Annotated in this window: 22 protein-coding genes and 1 pseudogene; 16 read left to right on the top strand and 7 right to left on the bottom strand. The window is 64.8% G+C overall.

Translation table 11 applies throughout. From position 1 onward, the window contains the following. Window positions 1-2 precede the first annotated feature (2 nt). Window positions 3-824: a universal stress protein gene (locus tag MHEC_RS06990; RefSeq protein WP_048893097.1), complete on the bottom strand. Its 822-nt coding sequence runs from the start codon at window positions 822-824 to the stop codon at window positions 3-5. Between the two features lie 134 nt (window positions 825-958). Here MHEC_RS06990 and MHEC_RS06985 point away from each other — a divergent pair, with 134 nt between their 5' ends. After that, the gene (locus MHEC_RS06985; RefSeq protein ID WP_142358672.1) at window positions 959-1,573 is read left to right on the top strand and encodes an Rv1733c family protein; all 615 of its coding nucleotides are present in this window, start codon (window positions 959-961) and stop codon (window positions 1,571-1,573) included. Window positions 1,574-1,579: 6 nt separating this feature from the next. Here MHEC_RS06985 and MHEC_RS06980 read toward each other — a convergent pair whose 3' ends face one another. The 4 genes from MHEC_RS06980 to MHEC_RS06965 form a co-directional block, all read right to left on the bottom strand. Next, on the bottom strand, window positions 1,580-2,563 hold the full coding sequence (locus MHEC_RS06980) for a 1-phosphofructokinase family hexose kinase (protein ID WP_048893095.1): 984 nt from the start codon (window positions 2,561-2,563) through the stop codon (window positions 1,580-1,582). 26 nt (window positions 2,564-2,589) lie between these two features. Further along, on the bottom strand, window positions 2,590-4,623 hold the full coding sequence (locus tag MHEC_RS06975; RefSeq protein WP_048893094.1) for an erythromycin esterase family protein: 2,034 nt from the start codon (window positions 4,621-4,623) through the stop codon (window positions 2,590-2,592). Between the two features lie 84 nt (window positions 4,624-4,707). Beyond that, on the bottom strand, window positions 4,708-5,139 hold the full coding sequence (locus MHEC_RS06970; RefSeq protein ID WP_048893093.1) for an Hsp20/alpha crystallin family protein: 432 nt from the start codon (window positions 5,137-5,139) through the stop codon (window positions 4,708-4,710). 49 nt (window positions 5,140-5,188) lie between these two features. After that, complete coding sequence (locus tag MHEC_RS06965; RefSeq protein ID WP_048893092.1) at window positions 5,189-5,464, bottom strand: DUF1876 domain-containing protein; 276 nt, start codon at window positions 5,462-5,464, stop codon at window positions 5,189-5,191. 209 nt (window positions 5,465-5,673) lie between these two features. Between MHEC_RS06965 and MHEC_RS06960 the strand changes: the two genes are divergently transcribed. Both MHEC_RS06960 and MHEC_RS06955 read left to right on the top strand, forming a co-directional pair. Further along, window positions 5,674-6,348, top strand: coding sequence for a hypothetical protein (locus tag MHEC_RS06960; RefSeq protein WP_048893091.1), 675 nt, complete (start codon window positions 5,674-5,676; stop codon window positions 6,346-6,348). Between the two features lie 23 nt (window positions 6,349-6,371). Beyond that, complete coding sequence (locus MHEC_RS06955) at window positions 6,372-8,474, top strand: adenosylcobalamin-dependent ribonucleoside-diphosphate reductase (RefSeq protein ID WP_048893110.1); 2,103 nt, start codon at window positions 6,372-6,374, stop codon at window positions 8,472-8,474. 21 nt (window positions 8,475-8,495) lie between these two features. Here MHEC_RS06955 and MHEC_RS06950 read toward each other — a convergent pair whose 3' ends face one another. Continuing rightward, entirely contained in the window at window positions 8,496-8,777 is a 282-nt protein-coding gene (locus MHEC_RS06950) for a DUF1876 domain-containing protein (protein WP_048893090.1), read from the bottom strand. 382 nt (window positions 8,778-9,159) lie between these two features. Between MHEC_RS06950 and MHEC_RS06945 the strand changes: the two genes are divergently transcribed. The 4 genes and pseudogenes from MHEC_RS06945 (at window position 9,160) to MHEC_RS24975 (ending at window position 11,121) form a co-directional block, all read left to right on the top strand. Further along, complete coding sequence (locus MHEC_RS06945; protein ID WP_200902207.1) at window positions 9,160-9,594, top strand: universal stress protein; 435 nt, start codon at window positions 9,160-9,162, stop codon at window positions 9,592-9,594. 116 nt (window positions 9,595-9,710) lie between these two features. Then, window positions 9,711-10,145: a CBS domain-containing protein gene (locus MHEC_RS06940; RefSeq protein ID WP_048893089.1), complete on the top strand. Its 435-nt coding sequence runs from the start codon at window positions 9,711-9,713 to the stop codon at window positions 10,143-10,145. A gap of 117 nt (window positions 10,146-10,262) precedes the next feature. Beyond that, window positions 10,263-10,679, top strand: a pseudogene (locus tag MHEC_RS24980) (site-2 protease family protein); the annotation flags it as partial. A 187-nt stretch (window positions 10,680-10,866) separates the two neighbouring features. Then, window positions 10,867-11,121: a CBS domain-containing protein gene (locus MHEC_RS24975; RefSeq protein WP_053094043.1), complete on the top strand. Its 255-nt coding sequence runs from the start codon at window positions 10,867-10,869 to the stop codon at window positions 11,119-11,121. 278 nt (window positions 11,122-11,399) lie between these two features. Here MHEC_RS24975 and MHEC_RS24815 read toward each other — a convergent pair whose 3' ends face one another. Beyond that, entirely contained in the window at window positions 11,400-11,621 is a 222-nt protein-coding gene (locus tag MHEC_RS24815; RefSeq protein ID WP_308203869.1) for a hypothetical protein, read from the bottom strand. A 174-nt stretch (window positions 11,622-11,795) separates the two neighbouring features. Here MHEC_RS24815 and MHEC_RS06920 point away from each other — a divergent pair, with 174 nt between their 5' ends. From MHEC_RS06920 to MHEC_RS06880, 9 genes are all read left to right on the top strand, one after another. Next, window positions 11,796-13,250 (top strand): bifunctional aminoglycoside phosphotransferase/ATP-binding protein, encoded by a 1,455-nt coding sequence (locus tag MHEC_RS06920; protein WP_048893088.1) that lies wholly within the window; start codon window positions 11,796-11,798, stop codon window positions 13,248-13,250. A gap of 4 nt (window positions 13,251-13,254) precedes the next feature. Beyond that, window positions 13,255-15,528 (top strand): heavy metal translocating P-type ATPase, encoded by a 2,274-nt coding sequence (locus tag MHEC_RS06915; protein WP_048893087.1) that lies wholly within the window; start codon window positions 13,255-13,257, stop codon window positions 15,526-15,528. A gap of 134 nt (window positions 15,529-15,662) precedes the next feature. Then, a complete protein-coding gene (locus tag MHEC_RS06910) occupies window positions 15,663-15,887 on the top strand; it encodes a hypothetical protein (protein ID WP_236591479.1) in 225 nt (74 codons plus the stop codon). Between the two features lie 7 nt (window positions 15,888-15,894). Continuing rightward, window positions 15,895-17,679, top strand: a complete 1,785-nt coding sequence (acsA, locus tag MHEC_RS06905; protein ID WP_048893085.1) for an acetate--CoA ligase — start codon at window positions 15,895-15,897, stop codon at window positions 17,677-17,679. Continuing rightward, the gene (pdhA, locus tag MHEC_RS06900; protein ID WP_048893084.1) at window positions 17,676-18,653 is read left to right on the top strand and encodes a pyruvate dehydrogenase (acetyl-transferring) E1 component subunit alpha; all 978 of its coding nucleotides are present in this window, start codon (window positions 17,676-17,678) and stop codon (window positions 18,651-18,653) included. Before acsA ends, pdhA begins: the two co-directional genes overlap by 4 nt. Then, window positions 18,650-19,627, top strand: a complete 978-nt coding sequence (locus MHEC_RS06895; protein WP_048893083.1) for an alpha-ketoacid dehydrogenase subunit beta — start codon at window positions 18,650-18,652, stop codon at window positions 19,625-19,627. Before pdhA ends, MHEC_RS06895 begins: the two co-directional genes overlap by 4 nt. Beyond that, complete coding sequence (locus MHEC_RS06890) at window positions 19,624-20,817, top strand: dihydrolipoamide acetyltransferase family protein (protein ID WP_048893082.1); 1,194 nt, start codon at window positions 19,624-19,626, stop codon at window positions 20,815-20,817. Before MHEC_RS06895 ends, MHEC_RS06890 begins: the two co-directional genes overlap by 4 nt. 7 nt (window positions 20,818-20,824) lie before the next feature. After that, a complete protein-coding gene (locus MHEC_RS06885) occupies window positions 20,825-21,088 on the top strand; it encodes an acyl carrier protein (RefSeq protein ID WP_048893081.1) in 264 nt (87 codons plus the stop codon). 370 nt (window positions 21,089-21,458) lie between these two features. Then, window positions 21,459-23,192, top strand: coding sequence for an IS1634 family transposase (locus tag MHEC_RS06880; protein WP_071700660.1), 1,734 nt, complete (start codon window positions 21,459-21,461; stop codon window positions 23,190-23,192). Window positions 23,193-23,421 lie beyond the last annotated feature (229 nt).

The following is a 23,421-nucleotide window of genomic DNA, read 5'->3' as shown; positions in this document are numbered from 1 at the left end:
TGTTATCCTCTCACCACAAGCACTGAACAGTCCGGATGGGCCAGGATCGGTGGACCGTGCGGACCCACCAGTTGCGCCACTTTGCCAGCGTTCTCGCTACCGATGACGACGAGTTGAACCCTGCCGATTTGTCCTTCCAGGTATTTCGCCACATTGCTACGTGTGGCAGCAACCTCAACCAGTACATCGGGGTAGCGCCGCAGCCAGTCATCGAGACGCCGATAGAGGTCCTCGTAGGGGAGCTCGAAAAGCGCCCAGCGCCAAACCCCAAGCGCCAAGACAGGCGCCTTGCGCAACCGAGCCTCCTCCAGGGCCCAATGCACGATCTCGTCGTTGCAGGACCGGTCGTCGAAGACCATTGCAATGTAGCCGTCACGCATCGGGTGCGTATCGCAACCGCTCCGGATGATAGCGACGGGGCAATGTGCATGCTCGGCCAGTGTCACTGCCGTCGAACCAATGATCTTACTGGCCACCCGAGCGATGCCCACCGACCCGACACAGATCATGACGGCGTTAGCGGACTCAGCGATCAAGGCAGAACCGATATCATCCCGCAGCACTGCGGTGTCGATCTTGATCGGCTTATCGGTTTTTTCCACCACCGCACAAGCGTTCCGTAGCGCCTGCTCGGCGTACTCCTCTTCCGGTGGCAGTGGCTGGGCCGAGGTGCGGCGGGTTTGCCGATGCTGGATTACGTAGACGAGCCGAAGTGGAGTGTTGCGGCACACCGCTTCCTCGACTGCCCATTCTGCCGCTTTGATGGCCGCATCCGAGCCGTCGATCCCGACGACGATTGGGCCGGGTGACGCCACGTGTTCCATTGCATGCTCCTGACTGTTTGTCGACGCTATCGACACTATTGATCTGCTGTCGCACAAACAGGGGTCGTAGGGCCTTTCATGAATGGACATACTGCTCTACGGAATACGCGCGCTCAAAAGCGATGCTTCGAAGCGTGGATACTTCGGCCGAGAAAATGGAAACGTTCACATTGCGTCCTGACGCGTGGCCCGGGATTCGCGCATTCAGCCGCAACCCGCTCGTGCGGCCATGTGACCGTGTCGAGGCGGCAGTCGTGACGATCGGTGTGCTGGTTATCTTGATCACCGCCGCTTGTGCAGGCGCACTGGGCACGATAGTGCACGAAGCGCGCGCACACACCTACGCTCAGGAAGCCGAATCGCGATATCCCGTGACGGCAACCGCCATTGAAGATGGTGTCATGACCGGAACGCCGCAATCGGCCTACGTAAGGGTGCGCGTCCGATGGCAGTCGAGCGGTGTCAGCCATGTCGACAGTGCCTTTTGGCATGAGCCGGTGAAGGCCGGTGCTGCGCTGCCGATTTGGATCGATCACGATGGCAACAGGATCGATGCGCCGTCGCCGGTGTCGCGCGCCGGTATCGATGCGGTAGGCGTGGCTGTGGTGACGTGGGTGACTATCGTGCTTGCCGTGGTGGGCGTGATACGGAATGTGCAAAACCGCGTTAGTCGCATTCGTGATGTGGAGTGGGAGCGCGATATTCGCTCCCTCGTCGACAACGGAGGCCACAGCAGCCGACCGCATTGAATACTCTTAACGAGGCACCACCTCAATGTTGGTCGGCTCGGCGACAAGCTTGAAGAGGCGCTCGACATCGTCGCGGGTGCAGGCGGCAGTCCCCGGCGTCATCAGCATCGCAGCCCCAGCGGCCAGACCGTAGCGAACTGACTCGGCGAGCTGCCATCTGCGACTTAAACCCACCGTGATCGCCGCGACCATCGCGTCCCCGGCGCCCACGCCGCTGCCCGATCGCATCTTGATGGCCGAAAAGTGCTGGCTACCACCAGCAGTGATCAGAAATGCTCCCTTGCTCCCACACGACACAACGATGGCCTCAGCTAAACCACGTTGAAGTAGCTCTTGTGCAGCAGCCACTTGCTCTGATTCGCTTGCGAGTTTACGCCCGACGCATTCACGTAGTTCCCGAACACTCACCTTGAGAAGGAACACGCCTGAAGTGATCTGCAGCAAGCCGCAGCCGGATGTGTCCAAGACCAGTTTCACTCCGATATCGCAGCATATATCCGCCACCGTTTGGTAGAGGTCTGCTGGAACGCCCGGCGGCAAACTGCCGCTTGCCACCACAAACTGAGCTGAGCAAGCTGCCCGCCGCAGTTCATCAAGGCACTGGGCTCTTTCGGCGAAGGTCAACTGCGGTCCCGGAAGTACGAACCTGTACTGCTTTCCGCTATCCCGTTCGTTGACGGTGAAACTCTCGCGGGTCGAGCCGCTGATCCTGACGCGATACAACGGAACACCGGCAGTCTTCAGCAATTCGACTATCATATCGCCGGCCATGCCTCCCGCTGGAAATACCGCCTCGACCGATGCGCCGAGCACCCGCGCTATGCGTGCCACGTTGATACCACCGCCGCCCGGGTCGTAACGGACGCCGTGGCAGCGGATCTTGTCGGTGGGGCGCACTTGGTCGGCGCTGGTGGTGATGTCGAGCGCCGGGTTCATCGTCAAGGTCACGATCGCGGCTTGGTGCCCGTTCGGGGTGCTCGATGAGGTCATTGTGATGCTCCGGTCGTGGGCCGGTCTTACAGGCCGGTCGGGTAGGTCTCTGGTGTCTCGCCCGCAACCCATTCGCTTGCCAATTCGAGTGGCTCGAGCGCCCGGGTGTTCTCGATGTGGATCATGGCGTCGAACTGAGCGGCTGGCCGAACGTGGAAGTAGTGGCTTTGCCTTTCGGTCGCGGGCAGGTAGACCACTCCGATCGCGCGGCTCAACCGGACTACGTCAAGCGCAGCTGCTGCAGCGCCGTCGGGGAACACAACGAACGCGTCCTTGCCGGTCTCATGGAACAGCTCCTCCACGCTGCCGGGCAGCGCCGGCCGAACCTTTTTCCGTTCGGCCACGCCTCCCCATTCGCTGGCCGCGGTGACGGTGCCGGAGTAGGTGCTGAATCCGATGAGGCGGCAGTCGTCGCCGTAGTTTTCCCGGGCAAGTTGGCCCAGCGTCAGCTCGCCGTCGGCGAACACCTCGGTTGCCCGCGCATCTCCCACATGGGAGTTGTGCGCCCACACCACAATTCGCGCCGGCGCTGCCTCGTCGTGGCGATCCAGGTGTGCCAGTAGAGCATGCAGTGTTTGAGCCATGTGCTGGTCCCGCAGGTTCCAGGACGTGACGCGGCCGCTGAACATGGATCGGTAATAGCGCTCGGCATTGCGCACCACGAGCGCGTTCTGCTCGGCGTAGAACAGCTCGTCCTCGACGACCAGCCCGTCGCGGCGTGCGTAGTCGAGTGCGTTGCGCTGGATGTCGACGAGTTGCGTGATGGCCTGCCGCTCACATGATGGGCCGGCTCCGAAGGCCGCGGCGTACCCGTATGCCTGGCCGTCGTCGGCCGATGCGTGGTCAAAGCAGGCGTACCGCGCCCGTGCGCGAGCCGCGGCCACCGGGCCGATCGTGTCGAGGTAGGAGATCACCTCGTGCATCGAGCGATGCAAGCTGTAGAGATCGAGCCCGTAGAAGCCGGTTTGACGGCGGTTGTGTGCTTGGCATCGCTGATTGTTGGCCCGTAACCATTCGACGAATTCACGAACCACGACATTGCGCCACATCCAGGACGGGAAGCGCTCGAATCCGCGCAACGCCTGTTCGGCTGTGGCATCGCGGCCCTGCCCGCGCACATACCGGTTGACCCGGTAGGCATCCGGCCAGTCCGCCTCGGCGGTCACCGCGCAGAAGTCTTTGTCCTCGATCAGCCATTTCGTGATTTCTGCCCGCGCCTGGTAGAACTCGTGGGTGCCGTGCGAGCTCTCGCCGATCAGCACAATCCGCGCGTCACCGATCAACTCGGACAGCACTTCTCGCGGCGGCATGCCGCCCGGCGCGTCGATGGCGGCTCGCCGGATGACGTCTGCTGCGGTCTCCGCGACCGGCGCCTCCTCGACCCCGGTCGTCGGGGTGGCAAGCAACGTGCGGACCTCGTCGTCGCTGACTTGGCGGAAGTCCCAGAATGACGCGCCCACTGCAAGGAACGGGGTGGGCATCGACGCACAGACCATGTCGTCGACCAGGCCGGCGAATTCGCGGCAGGTGGATTCCGGGGCTGCGGGCACCGCGATCACGATGTGGGCCGGCTCCGCTTCGCGCAGGGCTTGCACCGCGGCCAACATGCTGGCACCGGTGGCCAGCCCGTCGTCGACGAGGATGACTGTTTGGCCGGTCACGTCGGCCGGTGGGCGACCGTCGCGGTAGGCCGCCTCCCGCCGGGCCAGTTCGCGGCCTTCGCGTTCGGCGATGGTGCGCAGTTGTTGCGGTGTGATCTGCAAGCCGCGTATGACGTCGTCGTTGACGACGACCCGGCCGCCGCTGGCGAGCGCACCCGCCGCGAATTCCTCATGCCCGGGCACCCCGAGTTTGCGCACGACGAACGCGTCAAGCGGGGCGTGCAAGGCGGCGGCAATCTCCCATGCCACTGGTATTCCGCCCCGCGCCAGGCCCAAGACCACAACGTCGCGCCGGTTGCGGTAGGCCTGCAGCAGGCCGGCCAGCACTCGGCCGGCCTCGCGACGGTCACGGAACACCCGACGTGGGGCAGCCGCTCCGGTGCTGACGGTTTTGGTCATCGTCGTGTACCTACCGTGGTGGGACAGGATGTTTGCGGGCCCGCAGCGCGACAGTGTGCTGCTGCGGGCCCGCGTTGAGTGTCGTCACTTAGCCGATGAGATCGGTACATGCTTTTCGGTTGGCTTTGCTTCGGCCACGGCCACCGAAACTGTCAGGATGCCGTTTTCGTAGGTCGCCTTGACGTCATCCTCGTTGGCGCCGGCGGGCAACGAGACCGTGCGGACGAACGAACCGTAGGAGAACTCCGAACGGCCGTCGAATTCCTTCCTCTCTCTGCGCTCGGCCTTGATCGTGAGCTGCCCGTCGCGCACCGTGATGTCGATGTCCTTGGCCGGGTCGACCCCCGGGATCTCGGCGCGCACTTCGTAGCGGCCCTCTTTCATCTCATCTTCGAGCCGCATCACCCGTGCGTCGAAGATCGGACGCAGCCCGGCAAACGACGGGAAGGCCGTGAAAAGTTCGGAGAACTCCGGGAAAAGCGAGCGTGGGTGACGCTGAACGGGAAGGGTGGTCATATTGGTCTCCTTTCTTGTTCGGTGCATACCGCGGCTAGTGCGCAGCGGTTTAGTGCTCGATCACCGCCGGCTCGTGCGTAGCCTCGCGGACGTCGGCGGCCGTGATGGCGAATAGCTGATCAGCCAGGTTCGACATAGCCCGCGCGACGGCGAGTTCGTCGCCGATTTCCGCGATGTTCTCGTCGGACGGATTCCGGCGCGCAAAACCAATGCCGGTCAGTTTATGGTCACGCCAATACATCTCGACCTTGGCGCGAGTACGTCGGGAATGCTCGTCGACGAAGACGTCGACTTTCCATGTCTTCACAGATGCGTCGTGAGTCATCGGAAGACAACCTCCATGCTAGGCATCGGGCGCTATTGGAAGGCGTCCACTTGGATCGGACCAGATACCGTTCCTCGATGGATAGGGTCCGAAGTCCCCGCGCCTGGGGCCTTTGGTCGCCGCCAGCCTCACCGGGCTGGGCTGCCGCTGTGGCACAGCAGGGACTTACGGCCCTACTGGAGCGCCTGTGCCTCATGCAGCCTTGTGCTATGGGGCGCAATGTTGTTCGGCTGGCGCTGTTAGGCGCATTCTTGTACAGCGCACGGCGATTTTACCGGAACTGGGGAGCCACCAAGGAGGAGTGCAAGGCAGTTCTACCCGGTGACGAGTTGGTGAGAAACCCCGCCGTGCAGACAACCGAGGCCGTATCGATCAATGCCTCCGCCAAGTCGGTTTGGCCGTGGCTGGTGCAGATCGGACAGGATCGCGGCGGGCTCTACAGTTTCGAATCGCTGGAAAACCTGCTCGGACTGCGGTTCCACAACGCGGACCGGCTTCATCCGGAATGGCAGCAGCTAAACGTCGGAGACGTGGTGCGATTGGCTCCCAAGGGCTGGCTGGGGCTGCGCAACGGCATCGCATTGGGGGTGGTCGACGTGGTGCCGACGGAGCGGATCGTTTTGAGGGCATCGTCTCCTGAACTTCCGTGGGACGCCGTGTGGTCGTTTCACCTCCTGCCGCACTGGGAGGACCGCGCCCGGCTGTTGGCGCGGCTGCGCACCGGAATACGTCATCCAGGCGAGGTGATGGCCGCAGAGCTTGCCGGGCCGGCAACCGCCCTGCTGACCCGCGGGATACTGCGAGGCATCAAGCGACGGGTCGAAGCCTCACCCCACGACCGACGAGAAAACTCGCCATCTGCAGAGCACCACCACGTAAGGTGACCGCCACGGCCGACACGCAGGTTATGACGCCGCCACCCACCACTCGGTGGCCGATCAAGGTTCGGTGCCGCGACGGGCGGTTGACGGCTTTCGACCCGGCCCGCATCGAAGCCGCGGTCGCGCGTGCGGCGCGCGAAGTCCGCCACGCAGAGGCGCCCCTGGCGACCACCGTGGCTACCGCCGTCGCCGACATCTTGGCGCGCCGGCCGCGAGGCGAGGTGGTGGACGTAGAAGCGATCCAAGATCTCGTGGAAGCGCAGCTTGCCGCTGCGGGTTTCGACGACGTAGCACGTGCCTACATCATTTACCGGCAACGCCGCGCCGACTTACGTTCGGCCAAAGACCTGTTGGGGGTCCGCGACGAGCTGAAGCTGAGCTTGGCCGCGGTGACGGTGCTACGGGAACGCTATCTGCTGCGTGATGAAAAAGGCCGCCCGACCGAATCGACTGGCGAGATGATGGAGCGGGCAGCGACATGCGTCGCTGCCGCCGAAGATGGCTACAAGCGCGGCTCGTCGGCGCAGTGGGCGAAACGCTTCGCCACCTTGCTGCGCAGGCTGGAGTTTCTGCCGAATTCGCCCACGCTGATGAACGCGGGCACCAAGATCGGCTTGCTCGCCGGCTGTTTCGTTCTGCCCGTTGAGGATTCGATCCACTCGATCTTCACCACGCTGGGGCAGGCCGCGGAGATTCATCGTGCCGGCGGCGGCACCGGATATTCGTTCAGCCGTGTGCGACCGGCCGGCGACCTCGTGTCAACTACCGGGGGTATGGCCAGCGGACCGCTGTCCTTTTTACGGCTGTACGACACCGCCGCCGGCATCGTTTCGCTGGGCGGTCGTCGGCGCGGTGCATGCATGGCGGTGCTGGACGCCTCACACCCCGACGTCTACGACTTCGTCACTGCGAAAGCTGAATCACTCAGTGAGCTAACGCATTTCAACATTTCGATTGGTGTGACAGACAATTTCCTTCACGGCGTCGAGCGCAACGGCGTCCACCGTCTTGTTAACCCACGGACCGGCAAGTCCGTCGCAGAAGTTGGCGCTGCCGACCTGTTCACCGCCATCTGCGAGGCCGCCCATGCGTGCGGCGACCCGGGATTGGTGTTCCTCGACACGATCAACCGGGCCAACCCGCTGCCCGCACGCGGCCGAATCGAGGCCACCAACCCGTGCGGCGAGGTTCCGTTGCTTCCTTACGAGTCGTGCAATCTGGGCTCGATCAACCTGGCCCGCATGACCCGCGACGGGCAGGTCGACTGGGACCGGCTGGCGGAGGTTGCCCGGCTGGCGGTGCGTTTTCTCGACGACGTCATCGACGTCAGCCGCTATCCGTTCCCGGAACTCGCTGAGGCTACCCTGGCAACCCGCAAGATTGGTTTGGGCGTAATGGGTTTGGCCGAGATGCTGGCCAGCCTTGGTATTCCCTACGACAGCGAGCGGGGCGTTAACCTGGCCGGCCGGATCGCCCGCTGCGTTCAACAGGCAGGGCATGCCGCGTCAGCACGGCTGGCCGAAGAACGCGGCGCATTCCCCGCGTTGGCCGACAGCCGGTTTGCCGCAAAAACCCCGCGGCGCAACGCCCAGGTCACCTCGGTCGCCCCGACCGGCACGATTTCGCTTATCGCCGGCACCACCGCAGGTATCGAGCCGATGTTTGCGATCGCCTTCGTCCGTGCGATCCTGGGTCGACAGCTGTTGGAGGTCAACCCCTGCTTCGACCGACTCGCCCGGGACGGGGGCTTCTACCGCGACGAGCTGGCCACCGAGATCGCGCAGCGCGGCGGGGTACGAGGGTGTTCGCAACTGCCCGCCGGTGTGCGGGCGGCGTTCCCCACGGCGTCGGAGATCTCCCCCGAGTGGCATCTACGCATGCAGGCCGCGGTGCAACGCAACGTCGACGCGGCGGTCTCCAAGACGATCAACCTGCCCGCCAGTACCACCATTGAAGACATTCGCAACATCTATTTGGCCGCCTGGAAGGCGAAGGTCAAAGGCATCACCGTCTACCGCTACGGCTGCCGTGAGGGCCAGGTGCTCACGTTTGCCGCGCCCCAATCGCCAATCCCCCAGGCCGACAGCGAATTCAGCGGTGGTTGCGCCGGCCGGACTTGCGAATTCTGATCCCGATGCCAATCGGCGAATTTACAGATGCAGGTTGGTAACCGGCTTGTTCGTGGATACTTCGATGTCGGATTCCGTCGTCACCAAGAGCTGCTTCGCCAGATGGTTCAGGGCCCGGGCGATCGCCAGTTCGTCGCCGATTTCGGCCACCGGTTCGTCGTCAGGGCTGAGCCGGGCCAGACCAACACCGACAAGCTCTTCACCGCGCCAACGTAACCGTGCCCGCGCCCGGGTCCGCTCTTCATGCTCGTCCACCAAGATACTGACGTCGAAAGTTTTGGAGGAGCCGCTTGCCGGTGTCATCGCTTTTCTCCCATGAGCGGTGTCGGTCGGATCAGTACATCCCAGCACCATCAACGGCTCGACGGTAGGGGCTTAAGTCACTGGGCTATCAGCGATCCATGTCGGTGTCGTCGTGACCTTCGCAAGCGGACAGAGGCAACCTTTGACCCTAGGATCCGGGGCACTGCGACGCGACAGTAATAGCTGAGATCTGCCCGAAGAGTGCGGATAGAATGCGGGTTTTGGAGACCTCGGGGGATGCCCCCTCTTCGGGCAGATTCTCTTCTCTGTGACAGGAAGAACAGAATGCCCAATCGCCTGACGCATCAAGGGATTGTGGTCGGGGTCGACGGCTCCCCGGCATCCAGAATGGGCGACGCGGTGGGCAGCACGCGAGGCAGTGATGCACAACGAAGCTCTCTTTGCGCTACAACCCTCGCAACTACCGGTGGTGGCGGGCGTCGACGGCTCGCCGACGTCGGAGTTAGCGACCACGATCGCTTTCGCCGGGGCATCCTTTCGCGGCGTGGAGTTGATCGCGCTGCACGCCTGGTGCGATGCGGACGTGGCCGGCATCCCCGGCGTCAAATGGTCTGCTCAGCAGGGCGTTGCAGAGGAGGCCCTGGCTGAGCGGCTGGCGGGCTGGCAGGAACGCTACCCGCACGTCGTCGTGAACCGCCGGATCGTCTGGGATCACCCGGCTCATCACCTGCTGGGCGAGGGTGAGGCGTCGCAGCTAGTCGTTGTCGGCAGTCATGGCCGAGGCGGTTTCGCCGGGATGCTGTTGGGATCGGTGAGCACGGCTGTGGCGCAGGCGGCTTGTGTCCCCGTGATGTGACGCGCCGGTAGGACGCGGAGTCCAACGCCCGTGGCTGCGAGGACCAACGGCCCTACAGCTGCGCTGAACACCGCCATAGCTTCAGGATTGAACGACAACCAGACTAAGGAGACATCATGACCACCGCTCGCGACATCATGACCACGGATGTCACTTGCATCGACGAAAATGAGGCCTTAACTGCTGCGGCACAACACATGCGCGACCTCGACGTGGGTGCGTTGCCGATACGCGGCAATGATGGCCGGCTGCGCGGCATGATCACCGATCGAGACATCACGATCAAATGCGTCGCAGAGGGCTTGGACCCGACAACCACCACGGCCGGGCAGTTGGCGCAAGGCAACGTGTACTCCGTCGAGGCGGATGCCAGCGCCGAAGAAATACTCAACATGATGGAGGAGCACCAAATCCGCCGGCTGCCGGTACTCGAGAACAACCTCCTGATCGGCATCATCGCCGAAGCTGACATCACGCGGCACATGCCTGAATACGCGATTGTGCGCTTCGTCAAAGCGATCTACTCCCCCAAAGCGCTCACCCGGCACTAGGGTCGGGTTTTGGCTACGGTTCTCGCCGGTGCGTTAAGCCGCAACGACGAATATGACGCTGTCGCTTGGTATTCGAAGGTGTGAGCAGGGGCGGAGGTATGCGACGCTGTCGTATTCCTCGCGTCACTGCTGGCGCGCGAGCTCGCGCACGCGATCCTGCCCCGCCGTGCTGGTGCCAAAGTGCTCGACGTGACCCTCTGGCTGTTCGGCGGCGTCACGCGTCTCGGTGGCCCGGCCAAGACACCGCGGAAAGCTTTTCTGATCGCGATCTCCGGCCCGGCGACGGGCTTGACACTGGCCGGACTTTTCGCTTGCGCCGCAGTAGGTTTGGATGCATTACACGTCGCGCACATCGCGGGCAGCGTTGCCTGGTGGCTGGCAGGGGCCAACCTGCTGTTGGGCTTGTTCAGTCTGCTGCCGGGTGCGCCATTGGATGGAGGTCAGGTTCAGCGCGCCCACTTTGGTGCCGCCACGGTGACCCTGTCCGCGCGGCCCTGGGCGCCGCGCGCGGCCGCACGCTCGCGTTCACCCTGATCGCATTTGGGCTGCTGGGGTTTTTGGTGGGCGCGCTCGTCGGCGGCGTGTGGTTGGCATTCATCGGCTGGTTCATCTTCGCCGCAGCGCGGGACGACGTGACACAAATACTCACCCGGCATGCGCTCGCGGGAGTGAAGGTCGCTGGCGCCATGACCGCCAACCCTCAGCACCGAGCTGGATCAGCGTGGCGAACTTCATCGAACACTACCTGCTGGGTGACCGGCATTCGGCGTACCCGGTGGCAGAGCACGACGGACCGATCTCAGGGCTGGTCACGTTGGAGCAGGTGTGCCGGGTTGTCCCCAGCCAGCGCTCGACCACCTCGGTCGGTGAAATCGCTATGCCATTGCAGCAGCTACCGACCGCGGCCCTGAACGAGCCGCTCATGCACTGCTGGAACGCCTGGCATCCGGTTGGGGCAGGCAAGCTCTCGTCGTAGATGCGGGACGTGTGGTGGACATCGTCACCCCACACGACCTCACCCGCTTGATCGAGGTAACCGCTCGCCCGGCCCAGCAGACGTCAGCGAAGGCTGAAGCGGGGTTCATTCGGTCAGCGGCGCAACGTTCAGCCTCACGAATTTGTCGATTCTCAGGCGTGTGAAAGAGCGCTGGCGTCTGGCCACATTTGTAGAAGAGCTGTCGACGCGTCCAGGATTTCCGGTTCGACGACATGCCACCGCCGACCGTTGACATCGATGGTCGCTTCGTCAGCCGCCTACACGTTACGCAGCCAGTCAACGCCGGTGCCGTAGGGAATCGGAACGATGAACCCACCCACCACGTGGTCGGCAACCACCGGGGCGACATAGCTCTTACCGGAGTGACGGCCGTGGTGTCGAATCAGGCTCGTGTAGAAGTGCTTTCGGCCGGCCGCCTGCACGATGACGGGATTCAGCACGTGCTTGTTGAACATTCGGACCGCATCCATCGTCGCCATCGTTTCGACCGTGACGGATCACGGCATCGAAAGCCAGAGTCCTTGGTCCTTTTAAACCACGCCAAATTGCCCGGCTGCGGCGGTCTTGCGACCGCTGTGCGTATCCGCCGCCAAGCAGGAGAATGTGGATATGCCGGAGACCCAGAGACTGAGCAGACTCGATTGCCGCTGACAATGGCTGAGCCCTACGTCGAAGTACGCGAAACGCACACCGGCCTCGTCGTACTGGCCGGCGACCGCGCCTACAAGGGCAAAAAACCCATCACCACCGACTTCCTGGACTTCAGCACCCAGGACCTGCGTGAGCACGCATTTGTGCGCGAATTGGAGCTCAATCGGCGACTGGCGCCGGCCAGCTACCTCGGCATCGCACACTTCAACAGTCCGTGGGCGGGCACCGAGGAACCGGTACTCGTCATGCGCCGTCACCCCGACTCGTCGCGGCTGGCCACGATGGTGCAACGCGGCCAACACGTCGCCGATTCGCTGGCGGCGATCGCCGAAGTGCTGGCCCGGTTCCATGAGAGCGCGGTGCGGAACCAGTCGGTCGACGCGCAGGGTGAGCAGCGCGCCATCCACCACCGATGGCGGGCCAACATCACGGAAATGACCGATGTCGCCGGCACGGTGGTGGATCCGCAGCGCCTGAAAACTATCGATGAGTTGGTGTCGCGATTCATCGCCGGCCGCGCGGCGCTGTTCAATGAGCGCATCGCTGATCGCCGCATCCTCGACGGTCACGGTGATTTGCTGGCCGACGATATTTTCTGCCTGCCCGACGGCCCCGAAATCCTGGACTGCCTGGAGTTCGACGACCAGCTGCGCTACGTCGACGCCATCGACGACGCCGCATTTCTCGCCATGGATTTGGAGTTCCTGGGGCACAAGAATCTCGGTGAGCTTTTCCTGGGTAATTACGTTCGGCTGGCTCGCGATCCAGCGCCGCGGTCGCTGACCGACTTCTATATCGCCTACCGAGCGGTGGTCCGGGCCAAAGTCGATTGCGTGCGCTACGCCCAGGGAAACCCCGACGCCGCTGTGGAGGCCTCGCGCCACCTGGATATCGCGCTGCAGCATCTGCGGGCCGGCGCGGTACGGCTCGCGCTGGTCGGCGGCGGGCCCGGAACGGGGAAAACCACGCTGGCGCGCGGGCTGGCCGAGCGGGTCGGTGCCGTCGTTATCTCCACCGACGAGGTGCGCCGCGAACTGCAGGATGCTGGCACTATCGCCGGAGCCGCGGGCGTGCTGAACTCCGGCTTGTATTCCGAAGAGAATGTCGCTGCGGTCTATGACGAGGTGCTGCGCCAAGCCCACGACCATCTGGTCAACGGCCGTTCGGTAATTCTCGACGCCACCTGGCGTGACCCCGGCCGACGTGACCAGGCGCGACAGCTCGCGGCCCAAACCTACTCGGGCACTGTGGAATTGATGTGCACGACGCCCGTGCGCACCGCCGTGCAAAGAGTCGGCGACAGGCCGGCCGGAAGCGTGTCGGATGCAACACCCGAGGTCGCCAGTGCGCTGGCCGACGAATCCTGGGACTGGGCTGAGGCGCACCGCATCGACACGAGCAGGTCGCCGGCGGAATCGATCGACGTTTCAGAAGACCTCTGGTGGCGGACGGTCTAGCAGCATGACGGTCCGGGTACTGCTGGTGGCCACGCTGGCGACGCTGATCGGTGGCGTCGTCGCGTGGCTGCTGGGCGCGCACTCAGCAGCCGAAATATGTTGGGCTGCAGGCACGGTCATCGCGATCGTTCCAGCGACGTGGTGGGTGGCGGCGGCGCTGCGACATGGTCGGCTGGGTGTGGACGTCATCGCGGTGCTGTCGCTGATCGGTGCGCTCGCCGTCCACGAATACCTGGCCGGCGCGCTGATCGCCGTCATGCTGGCCACCGGCCAAACGCTGGAAGCGGGCGCGGAGCGCCGCGCCGCGAAAGACCTGACGTCTCTGCTGAACCGGTCGCCGCGCCAAGCGCGTCGCCGCACCCCCACCGGAGTTACCACGGTGCCGCTCGCCGATGTGGTGGTCGGCGATCTGCTGGTGGTCGGCCCAGGCGAGATGGTGCCCGTGGACGGGCGGATCGTGTCCGACTGCGCGGTCCTCGACGAGTCCGTCCTCACCGGCGAGTCGGTTCACGTCCAGCGGCGCGCCGGCGAGCGGGTACGCAGCGGTGCGATCAACGCCGGCGGTGCGATCGAGGTCGAGGCAACGGCGAGCGCCGCTGACAGCACATATGAGGGCATCGTGCGACTGGCTCAGCAAGCCGCCGCAGAAAGCGCGCCCGTTGTCCGTCTCGCCGACCGCGTTGCCGCCTGGTTTGTGCCGATGACGCTGGTGGTTGCCGGGTCGGCGTGGCTGTTAAGCGGGGTGCCCACCCGCGCGGTGGCGGTGCTGGTGGTTGCGACGCCGTGCCCGCTGATCTTGGCTGCGCCGGTTGCGATCGTGTCGGGAATGTCGCGCGCGTCGCGTGTCGGGGTGGTGGTCCGCGGCGGTGGGGCGCTGGAGAACCTGGGCCGCGCCGCCACCGTGGTACTGGACAAGACCGGCACCGTTACCACGGGCCGACCGCGGGGCACCGACGTGCTGGTGGCACCTGGTTGGACGGCCACAGAGGTGCTTCGCCTGGCCGCGTCCGCCGACCAGTTCTCGCCGCATGTGCTTGCCCGCGCGATCGTCGACGAGGCGACGCGGCGCGGACTGACACCAAGCGCTCCCGTCGATGTCTTCGAGGAGCCCGGCGTAGGGATCACCGCGACCGTCGACGGCCATCAGGTCAGCGTGGGAACCCGCGAGCTGCCGCCTGAGCCGCCGCCGTGGGCGGCCGCGGCGCTGTCGCGGGCCAGCTTCGACGGTGCTGTCGTGGCGTGGGTCTCGGTCGACGGCCACCTCGTCGGGGCCCTGACGCTTGTTGACCCGCTACGCCCGGATGCGCCGCGCACGATCCGCCGGCTGCGCGCGGCCGGCATCAACCGGGTCGTCATGCTCACCGGCGATCAGCCGGCGCCCGCCGAGCAGATCGGGGTTGTCCTCGGGCTCGACGAAGTGCGGGCCCGACAAGCCCCCGCCGACAAGGTGGCCGGCGTGCGAGCCGAGGGACAGAAGGCCGTCACCGTGATGGTCGGTGACGGCGTGAACGACGCACCGGCCCTGGCCGCCGCGACGGTCGGTGTCGCGCTGGGAGCGCACGGGGCGACAGCCAGCTCGGAGGCCGCCGATATAGTGCTGACCACCGATCGGCTCGACCGGCTGGCCGATGCGATGGTCATCGCCCGCCACGCCCGCAGCATCGCGTTGCAGAGCATGATCGCGGGGATGGGCCTGTCGCTGGTGGCCATGGGATTCGCTGCAGTCGGCCTGCTGACACCGGTGATCGGCGCGCTGCTGCAGGAGGGCATCGATGTGGCGGTGATCCTCAACGCGCTGCGGGCCCTGCGCGGTCCGCGCGGAACGCCGCCCCTGGGCGCGACCGCTGAGGAATTGATCCACAGATTCTCAGCCGAGCACGATCGCATGCGCGACGACCTCGCCATATTCCGCGACGCGGCCCGTTTGCTCAGCAGCGGGGACCACGGTTCGGCACTGCCGGCGATCCGCCAGGCCGACCAGTTTTTGCGCCAGGAGTTGCTGCCACACGAGCACGCCGAGGATCGCGCACTCTATCCTGCGCTGGCCGCGCCACTGGGCAGCACAGAAGCCACCGCAACGATGAGCCGCATGCACGCCGAGATCGACCGGTTGGCCCGCAGACTGCACACCCATGTCAAAGTCGCTGACGCCGAGGGCCGTATTCGCGACGACCAGGCCGAGGATCTGCTGGCCTGCCTCTACGGGCTGCACGCGTTGCTGTCGCTGCATTTTGTGCAAGAAGAAGAGAACTTCTTCGTCCTGCTGCCGACCGCCTGAAAGCCCTTGCAGTCGAGGGACAACTGCCCCGCCGGTTGAGGACTTTCGTCTCTATAGCCCTGCAACCGGCCAGGTGACCATGAAGGCGTCATCGGGAGAGAGGGACGGTCGTGGACCGAGTGGATGCTGAATCGGTGGGGGCCGAACTCGAGGCGATGGCATGGGAGTTTCTCAGATCGAAATACTGTGCGGCCGGGTATGCCGGCTGGCCGATCGACCGGCGTCTGGATTCCTACTTGCGGCACTGCGGGCTGTCCAACGTCGCCGACGACGGAACCATTTGCGCGGCGTTGTTGGAGCGGGTCATGGCCAACATCGGTTCTGCCCTGTGCAACGGAACGCTCACGCCGCACGACTAGGAGCGTCGTGAAAGTCATCCACAAGACCCGCACCGACTGGCGAGTTCTGCCGAATTTCCAGGACTACGAACAGACGCGCGCGTCGTTCGACTGGTCACAGGTGCCGGCGCTGTGCGAAGGGATGGGCGGCGGCTGCAACATCGCCTACGCCGCGGTCGACCGGCACGCTGACGGCCCGTCGGGGAGACGTACAGCATTACGGTTCATCGGCGAAAGCGGCTGGGACGGAGCCATCGCCACACGTGACCTCACTTATGCTGAGCTGGCACGGCTTTCGCGGCGTTTCACCAACGTGCTGCGCGCCCTTGGCGTCAGCAAGGGCGATCGGGTCTTCACGCTCATGGGCCGCACTCCTGAGCTGTACATCACCATCATGGGCGCACTGCGCAACGGCTCGGTGGTCTCGCCGCTGTTCTCCGCCTTCGGCCCCGAACCCCTCGCGACCCGAATGAATATCGGCGCGGCCGAAATCCTCGTCACGACCAAGGCGATCTACCAACGCAAGATTGCCGGCATCCGTGACCGGCTCCCCTCGGTGCGCCATATTCTCGTCGTCGACGGAGACCGCACGCCTGGCACGCTTGACTTTTGGCAGTGGATGGCCGGTGCCGAGGAGACCGCCCCCATCGAGCACACCAACACAGGCGATCCCGCACTGCTTCACTTCACCAGTGGCACAACCGGAACACCGAAAGGCGCGCTGCACGTGCACGGCGCGGTCGCGATGCACTACATCACCGGCTTGTACGCACTCGATCTCCACCCTGACGATGTCTTCTGGTGCACAGCGGACCCAGGTTGGGTCACCGGCATGTCCTACGGCGTCATTAGCCCGCTGCTGCACGGCGTCACCTCGATTGTCGACGAGGCCGAATTCGATGCCGAACGCTGGTACCGGATTCTGCAGTCCCTCCGGGTGACGGTGTGGTACACCGCCCCGACCGCGCTGCGCATGTTGATCAAAGCCGGGCCGGAACTGCCCAAAAACTACCACTTTTCGCAGCTGCGGTTTATCGCCAGCGTCGGCGAGCCGCTGAACCCCGAGGCGGTTGTCTGGGGAAAGAAGGTGCTGGGCTTGCCGATTCACGACAACTGGTGGCAGACGGAGACCGGCGGCATCATGATCGCCAACACACCGGCGTTCGACATTAAACCCGGATCCATGGGCCGGCCGCTTCCCGGAGTCGACGCGTATGTGGTGCGCCACAACGACGACGGCACTGCCACGGTCATCGACGAGCCGGGCGTCGAGGGTGAGCTCGCCCTTAAGGTCGGCTGGCCGTCGATGTTCCGCGGCTACCTGCATGAAGACGAGCGGTACCGCAAGTGCTTCACCGACAGCTTGTATTTGACGGGTGACCTGGTGAAGCGAGACGCCGACGGATACTTCTGGTTCGTCGGCCGAGCCGACGACGTGATCAAGTCGGCCGGGCACTTGATCGGGCCGACCGAGGTGGAGAACGCGCTGACCAGTCATCCCGCCGTGGCCGAAGCAGCGGCGATCGGCAAGCCCGATCCCACCGTCGGGGAGGTTGTCAAGGCATTCGTTGTCTTGAAAACCGGATGCCCCGAGAACGACGAACTGCGCCGTGAACTGCTCGGGCACGCGCGAAAACGGCTCGGGGCGGCCGTGGCTCCCAAGGAGATCGAGTTCGTCGACACGCTGCCACACACCCGCAGTGGCAAGATCATGCGCCGCCTGCTTAAGGCCCGCGAGCTGGGCCTGCCCGAGGGAGACACCTCCGCCATGGAGGTATCGGCGCAGCACACCGGTCAGGAGGTAGCGCTGTGACCGATAGAGAACTGGCTCACGCGATGCTGTCGGACATGGTGCGGGTGCGCCGCATGGAAGAAAAGTGCGCGGAGCTTTACGGGGAAGCCAAGATTCGCGGATTCTTGCACCTCTACGTCGGGGAGGAGGCGGTCGCCGCGGGATCACTGCGGGCCCTGACCCCCGACGACGCGGTCGTGGCCACTTATCGCGAGCATGGCCATGCGCTGCTGCGCGGCATCCCCATGACGTCGATCATGGCCGAGATGTTCGGCAAGCAGGAGGGCTGCTCGCGCGGGCGGGGCGGGTCGATGCACCTGTTCGACGCGGCTAACCGCTTCTACGGCGGCAATGCCATCGTGGCCGGCGGTCTGCCGCTGGCTGTGGGCTTGGCCCTGGCGGACTCGATGCTGCAGCGCAACCGGGTGACGGCCTGCTACTTCGGCGACGGAGCGGTCGCCGAAGGCGCGTTCCACGAGTCGCTGAATATGGCCGCGCTGTGGCAGTTGCCGGTGCTGTTCTTGTGCGAGAACAACTTCTACGCGATGGGCACCGCGCTTGAGCGTGCCCAAGCGCAGACCGACCTCACGGTTAAAGCGGCCTCGTACACGGTGGAAAGCATCGCAGCAGACGGGATGGACGTCATCGACTGCCACAACGCCACCCGGCAGGGTGTGGAGCACATCCGCAACGCCGGCGGCCCGTTCTTCATCGAATTCCGCACCTACCGGTTCCGCCCGCATTCGATGTTCGATCCCGAACTGTACCGGGACAAAGCCGAAGTCGAGCAGTGGCGCAAACGCGACCCGATTCCGGCGTTCACCGAGCAGTGCCTGCGCGACGGCATCCTGGATGCCGCCGACGTCGCGGCGATCGAGCAGGCCGCCGACCGCGAAGTGCAGGAGGCGGTGGCCTACGCGGAAGCCGGAACATGGGAGAGCGTCGAGGACCTCGAACGCGACGTGCTGACACCGGTAGCGGAGCCGGCCTCATGAAGACCACTTACCGCACGGCGGTGCACGACGGTTTGCGCGACGCGTTGCGCGACGATCCCCGGGTGATGCTGATGGGAGAAGACGTCGGCCGCTACGGCGGAACCTATGCCGCCTCCAAGGGCCTGCTTGACGAGTTCGGCCCCGAGCGGGTGCGCGACACACCGTTGTCGGAACTGGGGTTCGTCGGTATCGGAGTCGGTGCCGCGCTCGGCGGGCTTCGCCCCATCGTGGAGGTCATGACCGTCAACTTCAGCCTGCTGGCCCTCGACCAAGTGGTCAATACCGCTGGGACGCTGCGCCATATGTCCGGCGGCCAGTTCTCGGTTCCGCTCGTCATCCGGATGGCTACCGGGGCGGGTCGCCAGCTGGCCGCCCAGCACTCGCACAGCCTGGAACCCTGGTACGCCCATATCCCGGGCATCAAGGTGGTCGCGCCGGCGACGGTGGCCGACGCGTACGGCATGCTCGGCCCGGCGCTGGCCGACCCCGATCCGGTGGTGATCTTCGAACACGTCCAGCTCTACAACACCTCTACTGACGTCGACGCACTGACGCCCACAGACATCTCCAGTGCGGCGGTGCGCCGCGGCGGATCCGATGCCACGGTGATCGCCTACGGGGGATCACTGCCCAAGGCGCTGGACGCGGCATACGAATTGTCGCTTTCCGGAATCGATTGCGAGGTCATAGATTTGCGGGTGCTGCGGCCGCTGGACACCGACACAATTCTGGAGTCGGTGCGCAAGACCCACCGCGCCGTGGTGGTCGACGAAGCCTGGCGCACCGGCAGTCTGGCCGCGGAGGTGAGCGCACGAATCGTCGAGGGCGCGTTTTTCGACCTGGACGCTCCGATCGCCCGCGTGTGCACCGCCGAAGTGCCGATACCGTATGCCAAGCACCTCGAACAGGCGGCGCTGCCGCAGCCGGACAAGATCGTCGCCGCCGTGAACAACCTGCTCGGGGAAAGCTCGTGATCGAGTTCAAAATGCCCGCACTCGGCGCGGATATGGACGAGGGGACACTCGACGAGTGGCTCGTCAAGCCGGGCGACAAGGTCGCCCGGGGCCAGGTGGTCGCGGTCGTGGAAACGACCAAGGCTGCGGTGGAAGTCGAATGCTGGCACGAGGGCATCGTCCACGAGCTGTTGGTCCCTGTCGGCGAAACCGTCGGAGTGGGAACGGTGTTGGCCACTCTGCTGGAGACCGGAGAATCCGTACCGGCACCGCGCAAGCCCGCGGCGCGACGGGCCAAGGCATCTGCGCAACCACCGGCAGCGGCAGCGGCTCAGCCCACACCGGCGGTCGCGGGCCAGGAGGCGGCCCCGCATCGGCGGCGCTGGGTATCGCCCGCTGCACGTCGGCTGGCCGAATCGCTCGGCATCGACGTCGCCGCCGTCGCCGGCACCGGCCCGCAGGGAGCGGTCACCATCCACGACGTCGAGCACGCCGCCGCGTCGGCTAAACAACCGCAGCCTAAGTACACAGCCGCAGATCGCGCCGCCGGGATGCGGCGCTCGATCGCTGCCGCGATGAGTCGGTCCAAACGCGAAATTCCGCACTACTACTTGCTGCAGGAAATTCAGCTCGAAAAAGCACTAGCGTGGCTAACTGAGCGAAATGCGGAGCGATCCATCACCGAACGTGTGCTGCCGGCGGTGCTGCAGTTGAAGGCGGTCGGCTTGGCGGCCCAACAGTTCGGTGAGTTCAACGGGTTCTGGCAAGGCGGCAAGTTCCAGCCGGGCCAAGGCGTACATGTCGGGGTGGCGATCAACTTGCGCGGCGGCGGGCTGGTCGCCCCGGCCATCCACGACGTCCCCGACAAGAAGCTCGACGACTTGATGAGTGACCTGACCGACCTGGTTGCCCGGGCGCGGGCGGGCTCACTGCGCAGCTCGGAGATGTCGGATCCGACCATTACCGTCACCAACCTCGGAGATCGCGGGGTGGACGCAGTTTTCGGTGTCATCTACCCGCCCCAGGTCGCGCTGGTGGGTTTCGGCAAACCGGCGCAGCGAGTCTGCGTGATCGACGGCGGAATCCGTGTCATCACCACCGTGCAGACCGCGCTCTCGGCGGATCACCGTGCCACCGATGGGCATCGCGGGGCGTTGTTCCTCGCAGCCATCGACGAGTTCCTCCAACATCCCGACGCCCTAGAGAAATGACAACGCCATGACGACCACCAACCGTCTTCGCGCAGAAGTGTTGTCGGTATTGACCGCCATAGCGCCTGAGGTGGAGCCGGACGAAATCCGCGACGACGCACTGCTTCGGGACCAGGTGGATCTGGATTCGATGGATTGGCTGAACTTCTTGCTCGGCATCCACAAACGACTGCATGTCGACATTCCCGAAACGGATTATGCGTCGCTACGAACCCTCAACGACGTCGTCAGCTATGTCCAACAGTACCAGGTACCTGAAGCCCAGCGGTGATCACGACAGCGGCCCTGCGGCGCCGCCGGCGAAGTCGCTGACTCGTTCGGGGGCTTGAACAAATGGGTGATAACGGCGTGTCGTTGCGGAACACTCCGCCAGTTGCGGAGCCGTCGGCCAGCACCTGCTTACCGCTCAAACCTGCCACCTGTTGACTCATCCCGGCAGCGATGACGAGCCTATCGCCCTCGTCGGGAGTTAGACCGAAGTTCCCCCCTTCTGAGAGGGGGCTGATTTCCTTTCTGCTTTGTGAGCAGGTGTTTCAGTGTTCATGTGCCGGCAAGGCGTAATCATGTATTCGCAAGACTTGTTCGGCGTGTCATTTTCTAAATTCGCTACTTTCGTACTGCTGTTGTGCTAGAAAGTAATCATGTACGTGACGCGGGTGCCCAACCGTGGATCACCGCCGGCGGTGCTGTTGCGCGAAAGTTACCGCGAGAACGGCAAGGTGAAAACCCGCACGCTGGCCAACCTGTCGCGCTGGCCCGAGCACAAGGTGGACAAACTGCAGCGCGCGCTCAAGGGCCTGCCGGGGACGGGCGATCTGGCCGGGGCGTTTGACATCACCCGCAGCCTGCCGCACGGGCATGTGGCCGCGGTGTTGGGCACCGCCGCCAAGCTGGGCATGGCCGAGCTGATCGACCCCGCCCCGTCGCGTAACCGGGACTTGGTGTGCGCCATGCTGGCCGCGTCGGTGATCGAGCCGGGCTCCAAGCTGGCGATGGCGCGCGGGCTGCGCATCGAGACCGCCACCAGCACCCTGGGTGCGGTGCTGGGCGTGGCGGGTGCCGATGAGGATGACCTGTATGACGCGATGGACTGGGTGGTCGAGCGCCAGGATGCCATCGAAAACTCGTTGGCCGCACGGCATCTGGCCAACGGAACCCTGGTGCTCTATGACGTGTCCTCGGCGGCGTTCGAGGGCCACACCTGCCCGTTAGGGAAAATCGGGCATGCCCGCGACGGGGTCAAAGGCCGGTTGCAGATCGTCTACGGGCTGCTGTGCTCACCAGCCGGGGTGCCGATCGCCATTGAGGTGTTCGACGGCAACACCGCCGACCCGAAAACCCTGGGCGCCCAGATCACCAAGCTCAAGACCCGGTTCGGGCTGACCACCATCGCCCTGGTGGGGGATCGGGGCATGCTCACCAGCGCGCGCATCCGCGACGAGCTGCACCCGGCGCAGTTGGATTGGATCAGCGCGCTGCGCGCCCCGCAGATCAAGGCATTGGTCGACGACGGGGCGCTGCAGCTGTCGCTGTTCGACGAGCAGAACCTGTTCGAGATCACCCACCCCGACTACCCCGGCGAGCGGCTGGTGTGCTGCCACAACCCCGCCCTGGCTGATGAGCGTGCCCGCAAACGCGGCGAGCTGCTGGCGGCCACCGAACACGAACTACAGACCATCGCCGAGGCCACCCGCCGCGCCAAACGACCACTACGCGGGCGGGACAAGATCGCGCTGCGGGTGGGCAAGGTGCGCAACAAGTTCAAGATGGCCAAGCATTTTGACCTGCAAATCACCGACGAAGCGTTCAGTTTCTCCCGCAACCAGGACGCCATCGCCGCCGAGGCCGCCCTCGACGGCATCTACGTGCTCCGCACCAGCCTGCCCGACCAGACACTGCAGCGCGACGAGGTCGTGCTGCGCTACAAGGACCTCGCCGACGTCGAACGGTTCTTCCGCACCCTCAACACCGAACTGGACGTGCGACCCATCCGGCACCGCCTCGCCGATCGGGTGCGCGCGCACATGCTCCTACGGATGCTGTCCTACTACATCAGCTGGCACATGAAACAAGCCCTCGCACCAATCCTTTTCCAGGACAACGACAAACCCGCCGCCGCCGCCAAACGTGCCGACCCCGTCGCTCCCGCCCAACGCTCCGATCAAGCGCTGGCCAAGGCAGCGCGCAAACGCACCGAAAACGACTACCCGGTGCACAGCTTCACCAGCCTGCTCGCCGACCTGGCCACCATCTGCGCCAACCACATCCAGCCCACCGACGACCTGCCGGCATTCACCAAGATCACCAACCCCACCCCACTACAGCGGCGAGCCTTCGAACTACTCGGCGTCTCACACCGCCACGGACTCGCGTAGTCAGCACACCAACACAAAACCCCAGCTCAACCCACTAAACCGCTCCACACCAGGGGGAACTTCGGGTTAGATCTGGGCCGGCGGGAGTCGGTGTATCGCCTGCTCGGCCTTGGCCACCCCGCTACCTGGTTTGCAACCAGTTGCAGCACGCTGGTCTGCTGATCGAGCGACAGCAGCGCAGGTGATCTTGCGGCTGGTCTTCATCCATTTGGCTGCGGCCCGTTCTCGC

The organism is Mycobacterium heckeshornense (assembly GCF_016592155.1).
In the GTDB taxonomy this organism is placed as follows: Bacteria; Actinomycetota; Actinomycetes; order Mycobacteriales; family Mycobacteriaceae; genus Mycobacterium; species Mycobacterium heckeshornense.
The sequence above is the reverse complement of the archived record's forward strand: the minus strand, read 5'-3'. Positions and strand labels throughout refer to the sequence as shown.

What these genes read in the sequence shown, in the direction of transcription:
- MHEC_RS06895 (WP_048893083.1), top strand. Translation starts at nt 18,650, where the DNA reads ATGAAGACCACTTACCGCACGGCGGTGCACGACGGTTTGCGCGACGCG.
- MHEC_RS06950 (WP_048893090.1), bottom strand. Translation starts at nt 8,777, where the DNA reads ATGACACCGGCAAGCGGCTCCTCCAAAACTTTCGACGTCAGTATCTTG.
- MHEC_RS06915 (WP_048893087.1), top strand. Translation starts at nt 13,255, where the DNA reads ATGACGGTCCGGGTACTGCTGGTGGCCACGCTGGCGACGCTGATCGGT.
- MHEC_RS06990 (WP_048893097.1), bottom strand. Translation starts at nt 824, where the DNA reads ATGGAACACGTGGCGTCACCCGGCCCAATCGTCGTCGGGATCGACGGC.
- MHEC_RS06960 (WP_048893091.1), top strand. Translation starts at nt 5,674, where the DNA reads ATGGGGCGCAATGTTGTTCGGCTGGCGCTGTTAGGCGCATTCTTGTAC.
- MHEC_RS06940 (WP_048893089.1), top strand. Translation starts at nt 9,711, where the DNA reads ATGACCACCGCTCGCGACATCATGACCACGGATGTCACTTGCATCGAC.
- MHEC_RS06965 (WP_048893092.1), bottom strand. Translation starts at nt 5,464, where the DNA reads ATGACTCACGACGCATCTGTGAAGACATGGAAAGTCGACGTCTTCGTC.
- MHEC_RS06880 (WP_071700660.1), top strand. Translation starts at nt 21,459, where the DNA reads ATGTACGTGACGCGGGTGCCCAACCGTGGATCACCGCCGGCGGTGCTG.
- MHEC_RS06920 (WP_048893088.1), top strand. Translation starts at nt 11,796, where the DNA reads ATGGCTGAGCCCTACGTCGAAGTACGCGAAACGCACACCGGCCTCGTC.
- MHEC_RS06970 (WP_048893093.1), bottom strand. Translation starts at nt 5,139, where the DNA reads ATGACCACCCTTCCCGTTCAGCGTCACCCACGCTCGCTTTTCCCGGAG.
- MHEC_RS06975 (WP_048893094.1), bottom strand. Translation starts at nt 4,623, where the DNA reads ATGACCAAAACCGTCAGCACCGGAGCGGCTGCCCCACGTCGGGTGTTC.
- MHEC_RS06945 (WP_200902207.1), top strand. Translation starts at nt 9,160, where the DNA reads ATGCACAACGAAGCTCTCTTTGCGCTACAACCCTCGCAACTACCGGTG.
- MHEC_RS06955 (WP_048893110.1), top strand. Translation starts at nt 6,372, where the DNA reads ATGACGCCGCCACCCACCACTCGGTGGCCGATCAAGGTTCGGTGCCGC.
- MHEC_RS06980 (WP_048893095.1), bottom strand. Translation starts at nt 2,563, where the DNA reads ATGACCTCATCGAGCACCCCGAACGGGCACCAAGCCGCGATCGTGACC.
- MHEC_RS24815 (WP_308203869.1), bottom strand. Translation starts at nt 11,621, where the DNA reads ATGGCGACGATGGATGCGGTCCGAATGTTCAACAAGCACGTGCTGAAT.
- MHEC_RS06885 (WP_048893081.1), top strand. Translation starts at nt 20,825, where the DNA reads ATGACGACCACCAACCGTCTTCGCGCAGAAGTGTTGTCGGTATTGACC.